This is a genomic window from Acinetobacter dispersus, assembly GCF_009884975.1.
GTDB classification, from domain to species: domain Bacteria; phylum Pseudomonadota; class Gammaproteobacteria; order Pseudomonadales; family Moraxellaceae; genus Acinetobacter; species Acinetobacter dispersus.
Genome location: NZ_CP041970.1, coordinates 3620215 through 3642479, shown reverse-complemented (window position 1 = coordinate 3642479; position 22265 = coordinate 3620215). Strand labels below are relative to the sequence as shown.

General features: G+C 41.5%; 20 protein-coding genes. 14 read left to right on the top strand and 6 right to left on the bottom strand.

Annotated features, from left to right (window positions below; translation table 11 throughout):
- Positions 1-10 precede the first annotated feature (10 nt).
- Positions 11-1021 (bottom strand): metallophosphoesterase, encoded by a 1011-nt coding sequence (locus FPL17_RS16810; protein ID WP_159886315.1) that lies wholly within the window; start codon positions 1019-1021, stop codon positions 11-13.
- 169 nt (positions 1022-1190) lie between these two features.
- Here FPL17_RS16810 and FPL17_RS16805 point away from each other — a divergent pair, with 169 nt between their 5' ends.
- Positions 1191-2753, top strand: a complete 1563-nt coding sequence (locus tag FPL17_RS16805; protein WP_228128293.1) for a phospholipase D family protein — start codon at positions 1191-1193, stop codon at positions 2751-2753.
- Here FPL17_RS16805 and FPL17_RS16800 read toward each other — a convergent pair.
- Positions 2746-3576, bottom strand: a complete 831-nt coding sequence (locus FPL17_RS16800) for a lysophospholipid acyltransferase family protein (RefSeq protein WP_005208950.1) — start codon at positions 3574-3576, stop codon at positions 2746-2748. The genes FPL17_RS16805 and FPL17_RS16800 overlap by 8 nt on opposite strands.
- Positions 3577-3765: 189 nt before the next feature.
- Here FPL17_RS16800 and FPL17_RS18825 point away from each other — a divergent pair, with 189 nt between their 5' ends.
- From FPL17_RS18825 to FPL17_RS16770, 7 genes are all read left to right on the top strand, one after another.
- Positions 3766-3906, top strand: a complete 141-nt coding sequence (locus tag FPL17_RS18825) for a hypothetical protein (protein ID WP_005146968.1) — start codon at positions 3766-3768, stop codon at positions 3904-3906.
- Positions 3907-3980: 74 nt separating this feature from the next.
- Positions 3981-5324 carry a ribosome rescue GTPase HflX gene (hflX, locus tag FPL17_RS16795; protein WP_159886313.1) on the top strand — a complete coding sequence of 448 codons (1344 nt, stop codon included), beginning with the start codon at positions 3981-3983 and terminating at the stop codon, positions 5322-5324.
- A 42-nt stretch (positions 5325-5366) separates the two neighbouring features.
- Positions 5367-5729 carry a hypothetical protein gene (locus FPL17_RS16790; protein WP_159886305.1) on the top strand — a complete coding sequence of 121 codons (363 nt, stop codon included), beginning with the start codon at positions 5367-5369 and terminating at the stop codon, positions 5727-5729.
- 11 nt (positions 5730-5740) lie between these two features.
- Positions 5741-6409 carry an LrgB family protein gene (locus FPL17_RS16785; RefSeq protein WP_159886303.1) on the top strand — a complete coding sequence of 223 codons (669 nt, stop codon included), beginning with the start codon at positions 5741-5743 and terminating at the stop codon, positions 6407-6409.
- An 87-nt stretch (positions 6410-6496) separates the two neighbouring features.
- Positions 6497-6940 (top strand): DUF2147 domain-containing protein, encoded by a 444-nt coding sequence (locus tag FPL17_RS16780; protein ID WP_032864326.1) that lies wholly within the window; start codon positions 6497-6499, stop codon positions 6938-6940.
- Positions 6941-7155: 215 nt separating this feature from the next.
- Complete coding sequence (locus FPL17_RS16775; protein ID WP_151716822.1) at positions 7156-7602, top strand: DUF2147 domain-containing protein; 447 nt, start codon at positions 7156-7158, stop codon at positions 7600-7602.
- 222 nt (positions 7603-7824) lie between these two features.
- Positions 7825-8268 carry a DUF2147 domain-containing protein gene (locus FPL17_RS16770; RefSeq protein ID WP_005185041.1) on the top strand — a complete coding sequence of 148 codons (444 nt, stop codon included), beginning with the start codon at positions 7825-7827 and terminating at the stop codon, positions 8266-8268.
- A gap of 62 nt (positions 8269-8330) precedes the next feature.
- On the opposite strand, the gene FPL17_RS16765 is transcribed toward FPL17_RS16770, so the two are convergent.
- Positions 8331-10514, bottom strand: a complete 2184-nt coding sequence (locus FPL17_RS16765) for a carboxy terminal-processing peptidase (protein WP_151716823.1) — start codon at positions 10512-10514, stop codon at positions 8331-8333.
- A 249-nt stretch (positions 10515-10763) separates the two neighbouring features.
- Between FPL17_RS16765 and nagZ the strand changes: the two genes are divergently transcribed.
- Positions 10764-11786 carry a beta-N-acetylhexosaminidase gene (gene nagZ, locus FPL17_RS16760; protein ID WP_159886301.1) on the top strand — a complete coding sequence of 341 codons (1023 nt, stop codon included), beginning with the start codon at positions 10764-10766 and terminating at the stop codon, positions 11784-11786.
- 279 nt (positions 11787-12065) lie between these two features.
- Positions 12066-12908 (top strand): class I SAM-dependent methyltransferase, encoded by an 843-nt coding sequence (locus FPL17_RS16755; RefSeq protein ID WP_159886299.1) that lies wholly within the window; start codon positions 12066-12068, stop codon positions 12906-12908.
- Between the two features lie 58 nt (positions 12909-12966).
- Here FPL17_RS16755 and FPL17_RS16750 read toward each other — a convergent pair whose 3' ends face one another.
- Positions 12967-14277, bottom strand: coding sequence for an alpha/beta fold hydrolase (locus FPL17_RS16750; RefSeq protein WP_005185051.1), 1311 nt, complete (start codon positions 14275-14277; stop codon positions 12967-12969).
- Between the two features lie 354 nt (positions 14278-14631).
- Between FPL17_RS16750 and FPL17_RS16745 the strand changes: the two genes are divergently transcribed.
- The 3 genes from FPL17_RS16745 (at position 14632) to pta (ending at position 19534) form a co-directional block, all read left to right on the top strand.
- On the top strand, positions 14632-15897 hold the full coding sequence (locus FPL17_RS16745) for a glutamate-5-semialdehyde dehydrogenase (protein ID WP_159886297.1): 1266 nt from the start codon (positions 14632-14634) through the stop codon (positions 15895-15897).
- Positions 15898-16193: 296 nt separating this feature from the next.
- A complete protein-coding gene (locus FPL17_RS16740) occupies positions 16194-17369 on the top strand; it encodes an acetate/propionate family kinase (protein ID WP_159886295.1) in 1176 nt (391 codons plus the stop codon).
- A 29-nt stretch (positions 17370-17398) separates the two neighbouring features.
- Entirely contained in the window at positions 17399-19534 is a 2136-nt protein-coding gene (gene pta, locus FPL17_RS16735; RefSeq protein WP_159886293.1) for a phosphate acetyltransferase, read from the top strand.
- Between the two features lie 34 nt (positions 19535-19568).
- Here the strand turns inward: pta and FPL17_RS16730 are convergent, their stop codons facing one another.
- Positions 19569-20246, bottom strand: a complete 678-nt coding sequence (locus FPL17_RS16730; RefSeq protein ID WP_159886291.1) for a DUF6348 family protein — start codon at positions 20244-20246, stop codon at positions 19569-19571.
- 69 nt (positions 20247-20315) lie between these two features.
- A complete protein-coding gene (locus FPL17_RS16725; protein ID WP_159886289.1) occupies positions 20316-21221 on the bottom strand; it encodes a DMT family transporter in 906 nt (301 codons plus the stop codon).
- A gap of 180 nt (positions 21222-21401) precedes the next feature.
- On the opposite strand from FPL17_RS16725, the gene FPL17_RS16720 reads away from it, so the two are divergent.
- Positions 21402-22262: an AraC family transcriptional regulator gene (locus tag FPL17_RS16720; RefSeq protein ID WP_159886287.1), complete on the top strand. Its 861-nt coding sequence runs from the start codon at positions 21402-21404 to the stop codon at positions 22260-22262.
- The last annotated feature ends 3 nt before the right edge of the window (positions 22263-22265 follow it).

The window sequence follows — 22265 nt, the reverse complement described above, 5'->3', positions numbered from 1 at the left end:
GTTTTTTTATTTAAATTAATTCAATAATATCGATTGTCGGTGGAACTCGAAAACGAAAGGGTACCCCGACCATTCCAGTGCCTACCGTAACAAAAACATCCGCATGTTCGTGTGTATAGAAACCTTTCTTGTGTCCCAAAATAGAAACCCGTTTCATAATATAACTGGTAATCCATGGCAGCTCGATTTGTCCGCCATGCGTATGCCCTGAAAGCATCAATGGACGCGTTGGTAATTCAGGAACCATATCAACCGTGTCAGGGTTATGTGACAAAATCAACCAAGGCTTATCTTGTGGTAAATCTGGCATAAAACGCATATTCGCCTTCCCTGCCCATAAGTCTCCAATCCCGATCAAACGGAACTCATCAAAATCAACAATTTTCCCTTCGATATCGATGACATCGTTTTGTTCCAGTGCTTTATTCAATAATGCCTGAATTGGAGGACCTGGATATTGTTCATCATGATTACCAGGTACCGAATAAACGGGTGCCTGAATTTGCTTTAAAACATCGAGCTCTTGTACCAATCGGTTTTCAGGTTCGTAAGTCCAATCACCTGCAACAACAACTAAATCTGGTTGCGCTTGATTGAGCTTCTTCACAATGCTTTTTAATTGTCGTTCATGTCCTGAAAACAATCCAACATGCATATCTGCAACCAAGGCAACTTTAATTGGCTTGGTAAACTCACGTTTAGGGTCTAAACGATATTGATGGTATTTAACCTGAACTTGGTGGGGTTCTATAAAACGCGCATAGATGAGTACACTACTGAGTAACCCAATGAATGCGGCTTGATGCAAACTGTAATATCCAGCCCAACCCGCAAAAATACTAAAGAACCAAAGTGGCACTAATAAATAAGACAGATAAAACGCGAGTAAATGCACAAAGGCTTTAAAAGGATGAATGGTTTCGGTACGTGCTTGATGAACCCAAGCTTGAATAAAAGCCCAAAACGCCATAACAGCAAAAATAAGGTAAAAACCAATGATCATCGTATCTGAATTCGACATTACAGCCCTCTTTAACTTCACTTTAGGGACATACATCTCATCTTATATTTATCTTTTTCGATGAAATGGTATACTCGAGCCCAACTTTTAATCAGTAACGATTATGACGCAATTTTCTCATTTAAATAGCAAACATACAAAGATAAGTACAACCGCTTACAATAAAAATATGCTTGCGATTTATATCACGATTGCGCTTACAGCGACTGGTTGCAGTACTTTACCCAAGCATAAAATTGAACCCGTCATACAAACTACCTCACAAATTGACACCTCACAGACATCATTAGCACAGGTTATCAAACCCTTACAAGAACAGCACCCAGACTTAACAGGCTATCATGTTTTATATGAGCCTTTGGAAGCTCTAGCAGCCCGCCTGCGCCTCATCGATAAAGCCGAAAAAACCTTAGATTTACAATACTATATTTGGGATAACGACAAAGTTGGTGCTCTAGCACTACATGCATTAATTCGCGCTGCAGATCGTGGCGTTCGGGTCAGATTACTGATTGATGATAATAATGCCAAACATACAGAAGGCATTTTCTTCGCTTTGGCCCAGCATCCAAATATTGAAGTGAAACTCTTTAATCCATATCGCTTTCGTAAGTATCGTGCCATTGATATGGTATTGGACTTAAAGCGCATTAACCGCCGCATGCACAATAAGAGTTTTATTGCCGATCATCAGGTGGCTTTGATTGGTGGCCGCAATATGACCAACCAATATTACAATGTCAGTGATACCTATCAATTTTCTGACGTAGATGTGATGCTTTTTGGCACTGCTGTGAATGATATTTCCAAATCATTTGATGACTACTGGAATCATGAATATGCTTATGATGTCAAAGAAGTAGTCAAAGAAAAATCTCATCGTTTGAGTTATGAAAGCTTAAAACAGCAACTCGATGAGCACTATAAACGGATTACCGTACAAAACTATTTAGATTTAACTAGCCGTTCTCAAGCTGTTGATTCACTGATGAATCGTGACATTTCACTCGACTGGGTTAAAGCCGAAGTTGTCAAAGACTCACCAGATAAAATTAAAGCTAAAGCTAAAAAAGAAGAGCATCTGAACTTCCAACTGATTAATCATTTAGAACAGCCCGAAAAGAATATTGATTTAATTTCTGCTTATTTTGTTCCCGAAAAGAAAGGCACAAAAATTTTAAGTGATTTGGCACAAGATGGCATCGAAGTCAGAGTATTGACCAATTCTTTTAAGGCCAATGACGTGGCCGTCGTGCATGCTTTTTATGGTAAATACCGCCAAGAACTGCTGGAAAATGGCGTACAACTTTATGAGTTTCTACCCGCTTTAGATAAAAGTGATCTGGATAAACATACCGAAGATTTGGCAAAAAAGGCCAAGGTCAATATCAAGGGGTTAAGTCGTTCAAGTCTACATGCCAAACTGATGGCACTGGATGAAAAACAGGTTTTTATTGGTTCGTTTAACTTTGATCCACGCTCAGCTTATCTGAATACCGAAATTGGGGTATTACTTAATAGCCCATCATTAGCGCAAGCAGTACATACCACCATGGATCATAACCTACGGACTTATGCATATCGATTGGTGTTGGATGCCAACAAGAACATTAATTGGCAGCGAGAAACACCACAAGGTCCTTTGATCTATACCAAAGAACCGAAAATGAAATGGTGGCAAAGAGCTGGAATGAAAATGATTTCATGGTTACCAATTGAAGGGTTTATGTAGTTTCCAAGCTTTCTGGTAGCACGGATAGTACTTTTCGCTGCAAGCGCTCTAGACCTGCTCGCATTTGACGGTCCACTTCCTTGGTGAGTGTTTCTACCGTATGCCCTTCGACTGGAATAGCAGGTAATGTCATTAAATGCGCAGTCACTTGTGGCATTTCTAAAACCCGTTGCACATGTTCTGCAAAAGTCATTTCCCCAATAAAGGGTGCGACCAAATCCAGTTCACCTTGTTGGTTGACATAGCAAATCACACAAATCTGTACAGGTCGTTGCGCTTCGATTGCAGCACCGAGTAACCGTCCATGTACTTTTTTGACTTTGCTACCATCCGTTGTGGTTGCTTCAGGGAAGAACAGAACAGGAATATCTTGTTTTAAAAATTCAGTAATTTGCTCACGAATGCGAATCGAATCACCTGAACCACGCTTAATAAATAAAGTGCCACCGCCTTTTGCCAAGTTCCCTAAAATAGGCCATTTCTCCACTTCTGCCTTGGCCAAGAAAAAGATCCGTGCACCCGAGCCCAACACAGCCACATCTAACCAAGAAATATGATTACTCACCCATAGGGCAGGTTCACGCGGTATCGTCCCATGGACTTGGACTTCAATATTAAATACTTCACATAAGCGACGACAGAAATACTGTACATAGCGTGTGTTTACAGGATTATTTGGATCTTTATATAAACCATGTCGGTAAATGAGATAAAAGCCCTCACCGATCGTCTCTAGACCAGAGGCTAATTTTTTACTGTATAAACTGAATTTCGAAAACAAACTTAAAGGTGTGTTATTTACTGTTGTTGCTTGTTGAGTCATAAATTATTAAAACCGTACGCATGTATGCACGAATGCATTGAATTCACCTGTTATATCATGACCATATCAGCTTGTAGAAGTTTCCTTAATAACAAAAAACGAATGTGAGCATAATTTTTTTCAATTTTAAAAGATTTATCAGATCAAATATTATAAATAAATCGAATTAATAGATTAAAAGGTGATGTGATGAACCCTCAAACCACGACATCTGAATCCCAAACAACCATTCCATATGGTTATGCTTTAAGAATGTTTTTGGGATGGTCGATTTTATACATGGGAACCTTAGTTGGATTTATAGAACTTTTACGTCGTAATGTCATATAAGTCGAGTAAGTCTTTGCCCTTTGCTTGAAGTTTATTCTAGAATAAGACTTTAAGTATAAGGATTACATAACAGCGTGGAAAATTTTGAGCAGCGTCAAAGTGGTGAACGGGCAATATTAGTCAGTGTGTCTGTTCAACTCCTCGATGATCTTGATGCTGAAGAGTTTCGATTGCTCGCTCAATCTGCTGGTGCTGAAATCCTTGAACATATTTCTGTGCAACGTAACAGACCTGACCCTAAATTTTTTATTGGTTCAGGTAAAGTCGATGAGATTGCAGAGTTAGTCGAGAGTCTCGAAGCAGAATTGGTCATTTTTGACCATTCGCTCTCACCGGCTCAAGAACGAAATTTAGAACGCATGCTTAAATGCCGCGTCATTGACCGTACAGGCTTGATTCTGGACATTTTCGCCTTACGCGCCCGAACCCATGAAGGTAAATTGCAAGTTGAATTGGCTCAACTCAAACATTTATCGACTCGCTTAATTCGTGGTTTTACCGGTAATCTAGAACAACAAAAAGGTGGTATTGGCTTACGTGGCCCAGGTGAGTCACAACTGGAAACAGACCGTCGACTAATTCGAGTCCGCATTACTCAACTCAAAGATAAACTGGTTAAAGTACAACAGACCCGTTTACAGGGTCGAGCTGCAAGACAAAAAGCTGCCATTCCAACGATCTCTTTAGTCGGCTATACCAATGCTGGGAAATCCACTCTGTTTAATATCCTCGCCAAAAGTGATGTATATGCTGCCGATCAACTGTTTGCAACTCTTGATCCAACCTTACGTCGTTTAGACTGGGATGGTGTCGGTACGGTTGTACTCGCAGATACCGTAGGCTTTGTTCGAAATTTACAACATGATCTGGTTGAATCTTTCAAAGCAACCTTAGAAGAAACTCTAGAGGCGACTTTGCTGCTACACGTTATTGATAGCAGTAGTCCGAATATGCCTGAACAGATTGAAGCCGTAGAGTCTGTACTCAAAGAAATCGGTGCCGATGCTCCTATTCTGCATGTCTATAATAAAATTGATCTCAGTGGTGATGCAGCCAAAATCATTTATAAAACGTCTGATCTACCTGATCGAGTCTATGTTTCTGCCCATGCTGAGCAAGGGCTTGACCTCCTTAGCCAAGCAGTACAGCAATGTCTGATGGGACAATTACAACAGTTTGACTTAGTGCTCAAACCCGCTTACGGTAAACTGCGTACACAGCTTTATACCCTGAATGTGATTCAATCTGAACATTATGATGAGCAAGGCGATCTACATTTATCGGTACGTATTGCTCCACATAAATTAGAGCAACTCATTAAACAGGCACATTTGCCATTAGACGAAATTCTTGGAAAAAAAGCTTCCCAATTTCAGCGACCTTTGGAAGAATTTGAGATCGATCACCCAATACCTTAATTGCGATCAGCCATCGTTCGAATAAACGAGAGTAAAAAGAAAATGAAACATATTGATTGGACAGCTTGGCTTGGCACGATTTTATTAATCATCGTCTATCGTGAAGGGGCTGTCGCGATCACAAAAGCTTTGGGGCATCCTGAACTGGGCAATCTTGTCGGTCTGATTGGCTTATTAGCAACACTGTTGATCTGGAGACGCTTTAGAAAAATCTCCAATCGTCTGATTGATACCAATAACAAAATTTTAAAAGAAAGCGCATTTGCCTTTCTACCCATTTGTGCGGGTTCATTAATTATGCTGGTACATATGGGTAAAGAAATTCCTGCATTTTTATTTATCTTAACCTTCAGTACATTATTACCATTATGGATTTATGCCAAAATGGCAAAGCGTTGGTTATAAGGAGCAGATCTATGTCGATGGTTATCTATGGCTTCATCATTACCTTTATCAGCTACCTTATTGCCAAACCGTTAAATCAAAAAATGCCTCAGGTTCCACTGATTGTCTTCGGCATGTTTATTGTCATTGCTTTCTTGGCCATTTTCGGTATTCCTTATCAACAGTACATGGATAATGTAAATGGGGTTTTCAGCCATTTACTTGGCTATGTAACCGTTGCCCTGGCCATTCCCTTAGCCGCAATGCGCTATGATGACCTCCCACTAAAGTCAATGATTGGCATTCTTTGCTTTGCCAGTATCAGTGCGGTTGCTTTACCAATGGGACTGGCATATTTACTACACATGTCTGAGCCAACAATTATGGCTTTTGCCACCCGTGCTGTGACTACACCGATCGCCTTAAACATTGCAACGCTATTACATGCACCATTAATGATGGTGACACTGATTGTAATTTTATCTGGCGTGATTGGTGCTGCATTCTCCCCTTGGATTTTGAAACATATCCATGATGAGCGCGCTTCTGGCCTCGCTTTAGGTTTGGCCGCGCATGCGATTGGTACCGCTCAGGCTTGGCAACGTGGACCTGTAACTGGCCGTTATGCAGCCTTCGGTATGGCAGTAAATGGTGTATTTACAGCCATTTGGCTCCCAACCTTTATTCTATCTTTATCTTAATATTTGCCTCAAATATCACATAAAGATTGAACTAGTTGTCAGATATCCTCCATAATGTAAGCTTAAACGTTAAAAGGATTTTTAATGATGAGCAAACAATTATTAGGTGCGTTATTTTTATCTGCGGTGAGCAGTTTTACTTTTGCAGAGGATATTACGGGGCTCTGGCAAAGTATTGATGACAAGACGGGGGCGCCTAAAGCATTGGTTGAAATTCGCAAAGAAGCAAATGGGACTTATGCAGGCAAAGTAGTTAAAATCACGCCACGTACAGGCTATACACCAAAAGAAACTTGTGTAGATTGTCCCGCGCCATATACCAATAAACCAATTATCGGTTTAGACGTGGTTACAGGTTTAAAATATAGCGAAGGCTTAAACTATACCAATGGTCGTATTTTAGATCCAAATACTGGAAAAATTTACAGTATGAAAGCTAAATTAAGTGCAAACGGCAAACGTTTACATTTACGTGGCTATTTAGGGGTATCTGCATTGGGTCGTAATCAAATTTGGATCCGTGCAGAGTAAAAACGAATTATGTGTCTCTAGTACGCACCTCTCTTTGATCAATTTGATCTCGGTTCTATCCAAAAGCCTCTTCATCCAGTGAAGAGGCTTTTTTAATTTCGATACAAAATTTATTGAATTTTCAAATATTAAAAAATGTACAACTATAAAATAATGATTGAATATATTATTAGATAGACTACATAATAAAAGATCAAAAATTAAACGGACTTCTAATAATGAGTAAACAATTATTCAGTGCCCTACTCTTCTCGACGATAAGCAGTTTTACTTTTGCCGAGGATATTACAGGGCTCTGGCAGAGTATTGATGATAAAACTGGGGCGCCTAAAGGCTTGGTTGAGATTCGCAAAGAAGTAAATGGAACATATACAGGTAAGATTGTAAAAATTACGCCACGTGCAGGCTATACCCCAAAGGAAATCTGTGTGGATTGCCCTGCACCCTATACTAACAAGCCAATCGTCGGTTTAGATGTCGTGACGGGTTTAAAACATAGTGAAGGTTTGAATTACACCAATGGCCGTATTCTCGATCCAAACTCTGGCAAAATTTATAGTATGAAAGCCAAATTAAGCTCAAATGGTAAACGCTTACATTTACGCGGCTACCTAGGTATCTCTGCATTGGGCCGTAATCAAATCTGGATTCGTACTCAATAAAACTTAATGCTTCAGTACTCCCTATTTCCCGCTATTTTAATCATACCTTTAAGAATCAAGCTTCTTTCTCCTTATAAAAATTGAAGAAGCTTTTCTCCCATCGTTATAAAATTTGTTGAACTTTCAAATATTAAAAATATACAACCGTAAAATAATGATTGAATCTCTGATTAGAAATCCGAAATAATAAGCCAATTATGATTGTGGCAAGGATGCTTGAGCATGTGGACCAAACTGATTTCTGTTTTATTCTTAATTACACTGAGCCATGTTGCTTTTGCCCAAGACATTAGTGGTATTTGGCAAAGTGTTGATGATGTCACTGGCGCACCGAAAGGACAAGTCGAGATTAGCCAAGAGTCCGATGGCTCCTACACAGGGAAAATCATCAAAATTACCCCACGCACAGGTTATACCCCTAAAGAACTCTGCACAGGTTGCCCTGCACCTTATACTAATAAGCCAATTTTGGGTTTAAATGTCATCACCAAACTAAAACATAAAAAAGACCTGACCTACACCGGCGGAAAAATCCTTGATCCGAACAGTGGTCGTGTTTATAGCTTAACTGCAAAACTCAGTACCAATGGGCAACGTTTACATTTACGAGGTTATGTCGGCGTCTCAGTACTTGGCCGTAGCCAAATCTGGATTCGTGTCAATTAAGTTGATACAAAAATAAAAAGCCCTGTTAAACAGGGCTTTTTATTGATCGAAGGATGTGAGGCTTAACGACCTTGCAACTTCGAATAATCTAACAAGACATTTGCAGCTTCATTGATGAAGGTTTCTTCTTCAGGCAATGGTGGACGCAAATGTGCTTTCATTTTGGCACGAGCTTCAACCAGTGCATCAATAGATGCCTGATAACTTTCCCAGTTTGCATACGGTGCCAAACCTGTTGCAATACGGCGTTGATTTTCTGCATTCAAAGTTTGTTTCTCAAGATCAATCAACTCGGCACGACGTTGATTAATATCGAGTACCACTTTCTTTTGATCCGAGGTTTTCTTGGCAATTGCTTTACGTGCTTCTAAATATTTAAATTGAGAATCTGCTGCAACACGTTGCTCAGATGATTGAGTCAATTTAGCAACATACGGTTGCACTGAACCTTCACGTTTGAATGGTGCTGTTGGAATGGTATCCCACTTCAACGCATTTTTCGCTTTACGCTCACCAAACTCTTCATTGTAAATATCAACCAATTTGATATCAGGAATCACACCTTTGTTTTGGGTACTACCACCAGTGATACGGTAGAATTTACGCTGCGTTAAAGTCGCCTGACCATAAGCAAGTGAATCTAATTGAACCTGTGCCGTCCCTTTACCTGTCGTAGTACTACCAATGATAATTCCGCGCTCATAATCCTGAATCGCAGCAGAATAAATTTCACTTGCAGATGCAGATGCTAGGTTAACCAATACGGCCATTGGACCTGCATAGATTTGCTCACCACCATCAGTATCTTCAAACACATTTACATTACCGTTACCATCACGGATTTGTACCACAGGACCAGACTTAATCACCTGACCGAGCATACGCGCAACTTCTTCGAGAGAACCACCTGGGTCATTACGCAAATCAACCAAGATACCTTCTACTTTTTGGGCTTTCAGTGAATCTAATGCTTTGGCTGTATCTTCAGAGACTGAACGATATTCAGTACCTGCACGACGTGAGCGGTAATCAAAATAGAAAGATGGAATTTCAAGCACACCAAACAGATGTTTTTTACCATCACGGGTAATTTCAACTGTACGTGAACGCACACCTGCATCTTCTTCTTGAATAATGTCACGGGTTAACGTCACATTACGGGCTTGACTCATTGATGCACCTGCACCCAATAAACGCACCACAACTTTGGTACCGCGTTTACCACGAATCAATCCAACAATTTCCGAGCTCGGCCAACCAATCACATCCACCATTTTCTCGCCATCTTGCGCGACACCAATGATGCGATCACCTGATTTTACCTGACCAGATTTACTTGCTGGCCCACCTTCGACGATGGTTTCAATCTTGGTGTAATCTTCATTACCGCGTTCAGGACGAATCGAAACCCCGATCCCTTCAAGTTGCAAAGTTGTTTGACGATTCAACTCCATCGCATCAATCGGTGGATAGTAGTTACTGTGCGGATCATAGGTCGCCAACATTGCATTCAATGTTTTATCGAGTACATCATCACTTTTCACACGACCAATACGTTCTAGCTGACGGGTATAACGCTTGGTTAAGGTCTGAACTGGAGTTAAATCTTCAGGTCCCGTTAAATCCTGACCATTGGCAAGCGATGGATCTGCTTTTAAAGCTTTTTGCTTTGCCTGCTCTTCTTCTTTGCTAATCGTCAAATTGATCAACTGTGACACTAGCATTTGCTGCCAATGTTGTTGTTGCTCAGCCGTCGTTTTGAAATACGGTGCTTTTTCACGATCTGTATCGAGATAAACATCTTTTTGATTTAAGTTCTGCGGCTTTTTCAACTCTGCCAACATAAACTCATAAAATTGTTTCAAACGATCACGATATTGCCCATGGATCAAAAACGGTCCAGTTAAATTACCCGCTTTCAATGAGCTACCAAAATTCGAACCATATTTTTTTTGATATTCTTCAACTTCACCACTTAAAAATAATGAATGATCTGGATCAAGGCTATCCAAATACATATTCAAAATACGGTTTGAAGTTGCTGCGTCTAAGCGCATATTTAAATAATGTTGGCGATCAACCAATGTGGCTAACTGACGTGCGACCAATGCCTGCTCTTGTGATGGTTTGATTACCGTTGAAACGACAGGTGCTTCCGTCGCCGCAAATGCCTCATTCATGGTATGAGAGAAAAATAAACCACCAGTCGCAATCGCAACTGCACACGCTATCATTTGAAGTTTCATAAAATTTTGGTACTTCCTTGGATATGGCAATTATTACACGCTGATACTGTCAATATGAACACATTTCATTCGATACTTTACCAACTTGTAGAACTCATTGGTCGTCATAAATAAATGACCAATAAGCACTTATCATCAATATCATGTAGTTTTATCATATTCTGTACTGACAAAATGTAGCAAATCATTGCACAATTTAGCTATCGTTTTTTTCATCAAATTTTTCATCAAAATTCAAACGGAATCCTTATGATCGGCGCATTGATGCTGGATATTGCTGGCACAGAACTTACTCAAGAAGATATTGAACTATTACAAGCTCCGCAAGTCGGTGGCATGATTTTATTTGCGCGAAATATTGAATCTCCTCAACAAGTTCGTGCTTTAACCGACCATATGCGTCAAATCCGCCCAGAGATCCTTATTGCGGTGGATCAGGAAGGTGGCCGCGTACAACGTTTAAGACAAGGTTTTACCTTACTCCCAGCCATGGGACGTCTAGGTGAACATTACCTGAGCCATCCACAACAAGCGCTCGAACTGGCTGAACAATGCGGCTGGTTAATGGCAATTGAAGTCCTCGCGGTTGGTATTGATTTTAGCTTTGCGCCTGTTTTAGACCTGAATGATGTCAGTGATGTGATCGGTGACCGCGGCTTTGCCAAAAATATGCAAGACATCGTGCCACTAGCAGATGCCTTTATGCGCGGTATGAAAAAAGCAGGCATGGCAACGACCGGCAAACATTTTCCTGGCCACGGTTCAGTCAAAGCTGACTCGCATGTTGCAGCTGCAATTGACAGCCGCTCGTATCAAGAAATCTATGACAAAGACATGCAGAGCTTTATCAAATTAATGCCACAGCTTGATGCACTGATGCCAGCCCACGTGATCTATGATCAAGTCGATCCAAATCCAGCAGGTTTCTCACCATTTTGGTTACAAGAAATCTTACGTCAACAGCTTAAATTTGATGGCGTACTATTTTCAGATGACTTGAGCATGCAAGCTGCCTGTGTTGCAGGTGGTGCGGATGCACGTATTCAAGCCGCTTTAAATGCGGGTTGTGATATGGGCTTAGTCTGCAATGACCGTGCAGCTGCATGTACCGCATTAGATGGAATCCAAACATTAGCGTTACCAAACCAACAACGTTTAGAACGTATGCGCGGTAAAATTCCAAATATTCAGATTGGTACCACATTGACTTTAGACGATGAAAATTGGCACAGCGTCAGAAAAGTCATTGAAGAGTTTAAGAATTCGTTCTAACTTACTTCATATTAAAAAATATTTTTGCCGATATACGATACTCGGTAATGTCATCCGCAACCTGCGTGATTTCAAAAAGATAGATATAGTCGTCTATATGCTGAAATTAATCACATGCAAGGAATGAACAGGTTTTGCGGATGACAATGCCTTTGGTTACTTTGGGCGAAACCAAAGTAACTCCAGCTGAAAGCTTATCCTGATATCAGATGAGGACTCAGCAAGACACCGTTATAGATATCGTTAAAAATAAGAATTAGGGAAAAGAGTCTAGGACAGATGACACAACAACTTTCGAAACATCGCCACATTTCATTTACCGCACACTACACCGGCTACATCTGGTATCAAATGGGGATCTCACATCCAGCACTAGCAACAGCAAAAGGCAAAACACTGGCAGCCTTAGTTCATCCAATTGAAAGCTGGGCAGAAAAATATGTCGGTGGCAGTATGCGCACCACGCTTAAACAACGCCACAGCATCTTGGATAACCACTTAAAAGAATTGATTGAACAACACCCTAATCTTCAAGTACTAGAAATTGCATGTGGTCTATCACCACGAGGCTGGTGGTTTAGACAACATTATCCAAATATCACTTACCGTGAATTGGACTTACCCGATATGGCAGCCACCAAACAAGCTGCACTACAACAAATTGAAAGCAATGTAGATGAAGTTCTGTCTGTCGACTTATTTACCGATGCCTTTGCTGCTGCATTTGAGGTATTTGATCAGCAACGTCCATTGGTGATTATTAGTGAAGGACTCATCAATTACTTTGAAAAACCAATGTTACAGCAACTCATTCAAGCAATTGCCAACTACGGTCAAAACTTTAAAGAGCTGCATTATTTAACAGACATCTACCCAGAACCGACCCAAAACAAACTGGCAACCATTATCTGGAACAGCAGCCGTTTACTAAAATGGATGTCACGCAGTGCATTTAGTTTTCATTTTAAAAACCCAGCCGAGGTCGAAAATTTCTTCCAAGAGGCAGGCTTTAATCAAGTTGAAGTTCTGCAGCCAAAGCAGTTTTTTGAACAAGCAACTTTAGAAAATACGCAGCAACACTTAGGTGATTTAGTCTGGGTCATTCAGGCAACCAACAAATAATCCTCAATAAAAAAGGGAAATGGTTGATCCACTTCCCTTTTCAAATCTTCGGTTCTCATCAAGCCTGTTTTTGACGCTCAATAAAACGCGTTAAACGATCAGCAATATCAAAACTACCATGTTTAAACAAGATGCGCAGTCCTTGCTCAGTTGCATCAAAGTTTAAACATTCAATTTTAAACTCACCTTCCTCATCAGCTAAATGTAGAGCTAAATCACGAGGATGTTGGCTAACAAAATCAAGCTGTTCAAGATCATTAAGTTTTAAATAAACGCCAAAGAAGGTGATATCGACAATTTTCACTGCCACTTCTGTCGCTAAATGACGATGAGTCAATTTAGTCTGTGGTTGTAAAACAGCAATACGCTCCTCGCCCCGACGTTCAATTTTTTGCATTTGTTCACGCGTCATCGGGATAATACCATCCAGATTCTCGATAGATTCCCCTTTCAAGAATGAGGTAAACAAATTCATGGTTTCTTTACGGCGCTGCAATTGCGGCACATGATCTGCGTTTGCAATTAAAGCAAACTGCATATCTTGGCATTGCAAAGCAAAATCAGCATTTTCGTGTGGCAAAGTAAAGCTATCGTACTGTCCAGCAGCCACCAAAGTTTTACATTGGGGTACTGGCACGTCGCTTAAACGCAATAAGCGGTTGCAGTTAATTTCATAACGTTCACGTTCAGTTGCACTAAATTCTGCCATTTGTCTGAAGAATAAACGCTTTGCTGTTGGCGACATGCGCGTTTTATCAAGCTTGGCATGATTCACTAAATATAGGATCACCGCTTGACCAAACTCATCCATGCGATCTTCGCGCATTAAATGCAATGATTCTTCTAGCAGCATCCGCCAGCTTTTACGCGTCTTCTGCATCACGCCCATCAATACCATACGGTCAATCAATTCAGGGCGTTGGTGTGCAAATGATGATGCGACCACCGAACCTAATGACATCCCCATCATTGAAACTTTCTCAAGTCCAACAATATCGAGCCATTGACCAAGCATTTTAGACAGTTCAGGCAGTTCCAGGATTCCAGCAGATTCACCTGTATCAACATTACGAATCTGTTGATTCGCCCCCATTGACGGTAAATCAATGAGAATAACGGGACCACTCTCAAAGAGTTGCTCAACACAATACTTGTAAGAGTTAAAATTTTGAAATGCGCCCCCGACAATTACAATCGGCGTGTTGTAGATCGTTTTCGGATCTGCAATTGCCATATATTCAATTTTCCAACCATCGATCCACGTGGTACGCGCTGGCTGTTTAAAACTGTTTTTATTGTAAATGTCGAAAAAACCAAAGCCTGTGTAGGTATGATTTATATCCGAGTCCATTTGGATAATGGAATTCATGTCCTTCCTCCATCCTTGTTTATTTTTTTGTTGCAAGAATCTCATTTTCAGCGATTTCTACTTGCAAGTTAACAAATTTATAAAATTTGTATTACATTTATCCTATACTTTTTCATTCTATACATATGCACGTTTTATACGCAATCATTTCCTTAACCACTTATCTTGTTTAGAACATTAATCTTTTGCAAAATATGTAATCTCAGCTTTAGATTCAATATCTTCATCGCATTAAAATAAAAACTTTTGCGCCAATTAACGCTTCATAATTTTTTGAATTGTCAGTTCAGCCTATTCATTGTTCAGCCGTTGACTGTTACTATCTTTATAAATACATGCAAATCTCAAACTGCTATGCAAGATTCTATTCAAAATTATATGCAACAGGTCGGTGCTCAAGCGCGTCAAGCTTCTCGTGTATTAACGAGCGCATCGACGCATTTGAAAAACCATGCCCTATCTGCAATCTATACGGCTTTGGAAAATAATCAAGCCCAAATTTTAGCAGCCAATCAAATCGATATGGACAGTGGCCGCCAACGTCAACTCGACAGCGCTTTACTCGATCGTTTAGAACTTACTCCTGCTCGTTTTAAAGGTATGCTGCAAGGTCTGAAAGATGTGATTGCCTTGGTTGATCCGATTGGAGAGATTACCGATCTTGCCTACCGTCCGTCGGGGATTCAACTTGGAAAAATGCGCGTGCCTTTAGGCGTGATTGGCATGATCTATGAATCAAGACCCAATGTGACCCTTGAAGCAGCGTCATTGGCTTTAAAATCTGGCAACGCAATTATTTTACGTGGTGGATCAGAAGCACTTGAATCCAATAAAGCCATCGCAACCGCGATCCAGCATGGTCTACAAATTTCAGGCTTGCCTGAACATGCGGTTCAAGTGATTGAAACCCCTGATCGCGCCGCAGTAGGTCACCTGATTACCATGACTGAATTCGTGGATGTAATTGTGCCACGCGGTGGTAAAAGCTTGATCGAACGAATCAGCAATGAAGCGCGTATTCCAGTCATTAAACATCTAGATGGCAACTGCCATGTATTTGTTGAAGCTCAAGCAGATCTACAAAAAGCTTTACCGATTGCGCTCAATTCCAAAACGCATCGCTATGGTGTATGTAATGCCATGGAAACATTATTGGTCGATGAAGCGATTGCTGAGGAATTCTTGCCACGCATTGCCGAACTTTATGCTGAAAAACAGGTTGAATTGCGCGGTTGCGCTGAAACCCAACGTATTTTAGGCGTATCAGTGAAAACAGCGACAGAGGAAGATTGGTATACCGAATATCTCGGTCCAATTCTTGCGATTAAAGTGGTTACTGGTATGGATGAAGCAATTGAACATATCAATAAGTATGGTTCACATCATACCGATGCCATTATTACTGAAAACTTTAGTCTAGCCCGTGAGTTCTTGGCACGTGTGGATTCAAGTTCGGTGATGATCAATGCTTCAACCCGCTTCGCTGATGGTTTTGAATATGGTTTAGGGGCAGAAATCGGTATTTCAACCGATAAAATCCATGCCCGTGGCCCAGTTGGCCTAGAAGGTCTAACCTCACAAAAATGGATTGTGTTTGGCGACGGTCAAATCCGCCAATAACAAAATCGAGCATTTGAATACAGAAACACGATAAAGGTCATTTATTTGATCTTTATCGTGTTTTTATATATTTACATACAAAAAACAATGACAAAATCAACAGATCAATCAAAACAACTGCTCATTTCCTAACTATACTGAATAGGTTGATTTATAAACGGGTTGTATAGGCTAAAGTCTATCTTCGCCAAGATGACATCCCATGTTAAAACATTGCGCTTGATTCCACTGCCTCATGCGTTGCAGCAAGATCAAAGTGTTCATCATAAAATTTAAAATCTGTTAGGTGTTCAAACGTGGCTATATCTGTATTAGTAATTAACTGTGGTTCATCATCAATCAAGTACGCGCTCATCTCGGAACGTCGTGAAGACCGTATTTATGGCTTGGCAGAGAATTTAGGGGCAGCCGATGCCCGTATTAAAGGAGTCACACTGGGTGGCGAACCACTGGAACTTTCGATTCCGTATGCAGATCACGCCAAAGCACTTGAAACCTTATTGGCTCGCTTAGCCAACTATAACCCTCAGGCAATTGGACACCGTGTCGTTCACGGCGGTAACATCACCAAAGCAGAATTGCTTACATCAGAACTGGTTGAGCGTATTGAAGCAGCGACACCTCTTGCACCGCTGCACAATCCTGCACATTTGATTGGAATTGAAGCCACCCTACGCTTGTTCCCTCAACTGCCTCAAGTCGCCGTCTTCGATACCGCATTCCACCAAACCATGCCTGAGCGTGCTTATCGCTATGCTCTACCACAATATTTGTATACTGAACATCAAGTGCGTCGCTATGGTTTCCACGGAACCAGCCATGCTTATGTGACTGAACGCGCCAGCGAATTGGCAGGCCATAAAAATGAAGGCGGCTGGCTCAGTGCACATTTAGGCAATGGCAGTTCAACCTGTGCTGTCTGGAATGGTCATAGCGTCGATACATCAATGGGCATGACCCCACTTGAAGGTGTGGTGATGGGTACCCGTAGTGGTGATGTAGATCCAAGCTTACATTTATTCCTTGCCAGCAACCTTGGTTGGGATATCCAAAAAATTGACAGCATGTTGAATAAAGAAAGTGGCTTATTGGGCTTGTCTGGTTTATCCAATGATATGCGCACCTTGGTTGAAGCCTCTGAAAATGGTCATGATGGTGCAACCCTTGCCATTGAAGTATTCTGCTATCGCCTCGCCAAATCTTTATCAGCGATGAGTTGCGGTTTACCCCATCTTGATGGTTTAGTATTTACAGGTGGTATTGGTGAAAACTCGGCTTATGTCCGTGAAAAGACTTTAGGCTATCTGGCTCATTTCGGTTTTCAATTTAGTAAAGAGAAAAATGATGCATTGCCGCGTGGTACAGAAGGTCGTATCGACGATGGTACAGGTCCTGAAATCTGGGTGATTCCGACTGATGAAGAAGGCCGTATTGCCAAAGAAACCCGTCAAGTACTTGAACCAACAGCTTAATCAACCTATTAAAAGAATTTAAGGTCACTATGAATACGATTTTACTCATCCCCACAGGTGAAGGTGTTGGTTTAACTTCAGCCTGCTTAGGTATGATCTACGCGCTAGATTGTAAAGGGATTAATGCGGGTTTCTTAAAACCTTACTCTCAAATTGCAGACACCACGGTTGACCGTACCACGACACTCTATCGCCATTTATTTCAGCATAAATCTGCCGAACCAATCACCTACGAGCGACTGACTCAACTGATTGCCTTGGGCGAAACAGATGAATTGCTTGAAGAAGCCGTTGCGCTACACCGTCAAATTTCAGCTGATCATGATGTGATTATCGTTGAAGGTTTGGTTCCGAATGGACAAGATCATTTTGTCAGTGAAATCAATGCCGCACTCGCACAAGCACTGGATGCACAAGTGGTTTTGGTCAGCACCGCAGATTTAGCTGATCCACGTAAAACAGCAGAAAGAGTCGATGCGCATTTACGTCAATTTGGTGGCGCAGCCTCAGCACGCACTACAGGCGTGTTATTTATGCGGACCAAAGGCTTACCTGAAGGCACGGCCGAAATTCCAGTCACGCTTGATCCAAGTCTACGCCTAGACCAGCATATCAATGCTTTTGCCTTAGAGTTACAACGTTATAACCGCTTTATGGGAACCGATGAACTGCCGATTATTGGATTGGTGCCATTCAGCAATACCCTCAGCGTGCCACGTAGTTTAGATATCGCTTCGATCATCAATGGTACATGGTTGCATCAAGGTGAGGCTAAACAACGTCGTATTCTGCATACCAGTTTAATTGCATCCAATATCGAATCAGAATTGCATAAATTTGTTGCGGGCGAATTGATAATTAGCGCATCACAACGCACCGATGCGATCTTGGCAGCGAGCCTTGCCAGCAGCAATGGTACGCCACTCGCAGGTCTGGTGTTAACCGAGCAAGCTGCGCCTGCAAGCAATGTACTCGAATTTTGCCAAAGTGCGATTAAGCAAGGGCTCCCTATCTTACACACACCTTTAGATACCTTAGAAACGGCACAACTACTGCATCGCTTTGGAAATGAAATTCCAATTGATGATACTGAACGTGCAGAGCAAGTCACTCGTTTCGTGTCAAGTCATTTAGATAGCCATTGGTTGGATCAACATACCCAGAACAACTTGCATCCTCGCTTATCACCTTCAGCGTTCCGTTACGAGTTGGTACAAAAATCCATTGCTGCGAAAAAACGTATTGTCCTGCCTGAGGGTGATGAGCCACGCACGGTACAAGCGGCTGTGATCTGTCAAACCCGTGGTATTGCGCAATGTATTTTATTGGCAAAGCCTGAGTCGGTTGCCGAAGTGGCGAAGGCGCGAGGTATTCAATTACCCGATGATTTACAAATCATTGACCCTGATACCATTCGTGATCAATACATCGAACCGATGGTGGAGCTGCGTAAAGGTAAACTCGACGCACTACAAGCCAAAGCACAGCTGCAAGATACCGTGGTACTCGGCACAATGATGTTGGCGCTCGATCAAGTGGATGGTTTGGTGTCTGGTGCGATTCATACCACTGCCAATACCGTGCGCCCAGCATTCCAGCTGATTAAGACTGCACCGAATTACTCACTGGTCTCATCGATCTTCTTTATGTTGTTGCCTGATGAAGTTTATGTCTATGGAGATTGTGCGATTAATCCTGATCCAAATGCAGAACAACTTGCCGAGATTGCGATTCAGTCCGCAGATTCTGCCAAAGCCTTTGGTCTTGATCCACGTATCGCCATGATCAGTTATTCAACGGGAACTTCAGGTACCGGTGCCGATGTTGAAAAAGTGGCTGAGGCGACTAAAATTGCACAGCAACGCCGTCCTGATTTACTGATTGATGGCCCATTGCAATACGATGCTGCTTCGGTTGAAAGTGTCGGTCGCCAAAAAGCACCAGACTCGCAAGTGGCGGGACGCGCCAATGTATTTATTTTCCCTGATTTAAATACAGGTAATACCACCTATAAAGCGGTACAACGTGCTGCCAATGTGGTGAGTGTCGGTCCAATGCTACAAGGTTTAAATAAACCTGTGAATGACTTGTCTCGTGGTGCTTTGGTCGATGATATTGTATTTACCATTGCTTTAACTGCGATTCAGGCAGCTCAGTCAATGTAAGAATAAAAAAACTGATGTAGCAGGTTTTGCTACATCAGTTTTTAAAGTAATTTCTAATCCGTTCCCAACCACGATCTTTCTTGCGTTTTAATATAATAAAATTACGAACACTATAATACCCAGAACTTGGTTCCCAACTTAACTGTTTTAAAGCTTCTAAGCCATCTGCCCAGTCTTGGTTTTCAGCTAGTGCTTCAAACGTTTGCTCACCCTTAAAATCACAAAAGAATACTCTATACCACGCAAAATCATGAGCTGGTTTGTGTTTTAGAATGGCCTGTTCAATTGAAGAAAAGAATTCGCTAGGCGGTGTTGGTGAATTATTAAGATCGCTACGCTGTCCAATATTACCAATATAAGCTGTATATTTTTTTCCTGCTATTTGCCATTGCTCTATAGTGACTTCAGTGTGGTCATTCTGCTTCCAGAAAGCGGCAAGAAAAACATGTAATGAATTAACAGAAAAATTCTGCACCGCATTCAGTACCCCTGCGTTTCCCACCCCTATGCCAGCAAAACTTTCAGTTATGATTCGCTTATCCTCTAACATCACCTCAACATCTAGACGACCATGTGTCTCATGTTCCAACCAGTTGGCCCGCATCGCTGGGAGTTGCCCATAAGGTACAATCCAACCATCAAACGTTTGAACCGAAACACCATGCTCTTCTAACAAATCAATCATTATTTGTGTGACTGATTGATTATTCATAAAGCCTATTCCATATTTTTTATTCAATATATCAGTTTCATCTACCAACTAATAAATCAAATTTCATACTCAGGCTTGTTTTGAAACCCCAATTCTTTTGAACTGCGGCCCTTTCACAAAGAAAATTGCATTGCCACATAGAATTAAAATCACCCCAATCACCGCATTCATTTGCCAGTGATAGCCTTCCCATACAGTCGAAATCACCAATGCGACCAAAGGAAATAACAAGGTACTATAAGCTGCCTTACCTGCACCAATCCGTCCGACCAGATAAAAATAGGCAGTGAAACCAATCACTGAACCGAAGATCGCGAGATACAGTAAAGCACTAACTGCACTTAATTGCATACTCGGGAAAAACTGATCCTGTCTAAACCATGAAATCAACGCCATCAACAGTGAGCCATACAACATCCCGTATGCATTGGTGGTAAAAATATCCAAGCCATGTTTTTGATGGCGCGTACTGATCATATTGCCCAAAGAGAAACCATAAGTGCCTAAAATGCACAGTCCAATACCGATCAATGTATTGCGATTTAAAGTGGTGCCCACCACGTCATGCCAAAACAAGGCAATAATCCCGAGTACACCTAATAAGGCCGCAGGATAAAACCGCGAAGAAACCTGCTGAGAGAAAAATAATCGGGCATTGATGGTATTAAAAATCACCGCCATGGAAAATATCACAGCCTCTAAACCACTACTGATATATTGCACCGCATAATAAAAACAGACGAAGTTAAAACCAAAAATACAGCAGGCCTGCAACATACAAAACAGATGATCTTTACCGGCGAGTTTCCGCAACTTTCGGCTCAAAGCAACGAAAGCGAATAACACCATTGCAGAAATAAAAAAACGCCAGAACACTGCAACACTGGCTGATATTCCACTTTGTTGTTGCAGACTGATCGCAATCCATGTGGTTCCCCAAATTACCACCACCAAAGCATATAACAGCGCATTCATTTCTCTAAAACCACACTCAACGATAACTGTTATATTTTGCAGGGTTGAGGCCGTTGATTACTTGCACCATCTTGCGGTGATTGTCATGGATTTGCGTTTTTCTAGATTTTTTGACCAGATGACAAAACTGGCTGAAAGTTCTACACTAAACTGGATCATATTTGGCACTGCGTATAGAAGATGAAATATCAGATTCTAGATCAATTACAGCAATATAAAGCGCAATTACTCGACTCGGTAGAACTGGGTTCGGGCATGCAGTTGGCCATGTGGCAAAATAATCAGGATCGTGTCAGTGTCTGCAGCAATCACCACACCTTGAGTATGTATATTCAGGGCGGTTATGAAAGCTATCAAAAAACCCAACAGGGCTGGCACAATGGCGGTGGCCCTGACCGTATGTGCCTGATGCCACAAGATTTCGAGTCGACTTGGGACCTACGTGATCCACTCACCTTCGTACATCTTTACTATACTGAACAGCACTTACAACGTGTGGCAGAACAAGTCTGGGATCGCGAACCGAGTCAGATCATTTTAAATCCACAAATTTTTGTGGCTGACCCACAAATTTCGATGATCTATCGGCACTTTTTACTCAATGGTGCATGGCAAGATCGTGAAAACCATTTGCAGATGAGTACCGCAACAACATTATTACTCAATCATCTGATCAAAAATTACAGTCATGCACAATGGCAAGCACCTGAAGTCAAAGGGGGACTCTCCCCTTATGTGCTTAAGCAGTTACTGGAATGGATTGACCAACATCTCCATTTGAGTTTGACCTTGTCTGATCTGGCTCAGCAAGCGCAACTCAGCGAGTATCATTTTGCGCATATGTTTAAACAATCGATGCAGATGCCACCACATCAATATGTGATGCAACGCAGACTTGAACGAGCTCATCAAGCACTTGAACAAACCACAGTGAATCTGACAGAGATCGCAGTGCAATATGGTTTTAGCTCAAGCAGCCATTTTAGCCATCGCTTTAAGAAACAGTTTGGCTATAGTCCATCTCAACTGAGAAAAAACTAAAAT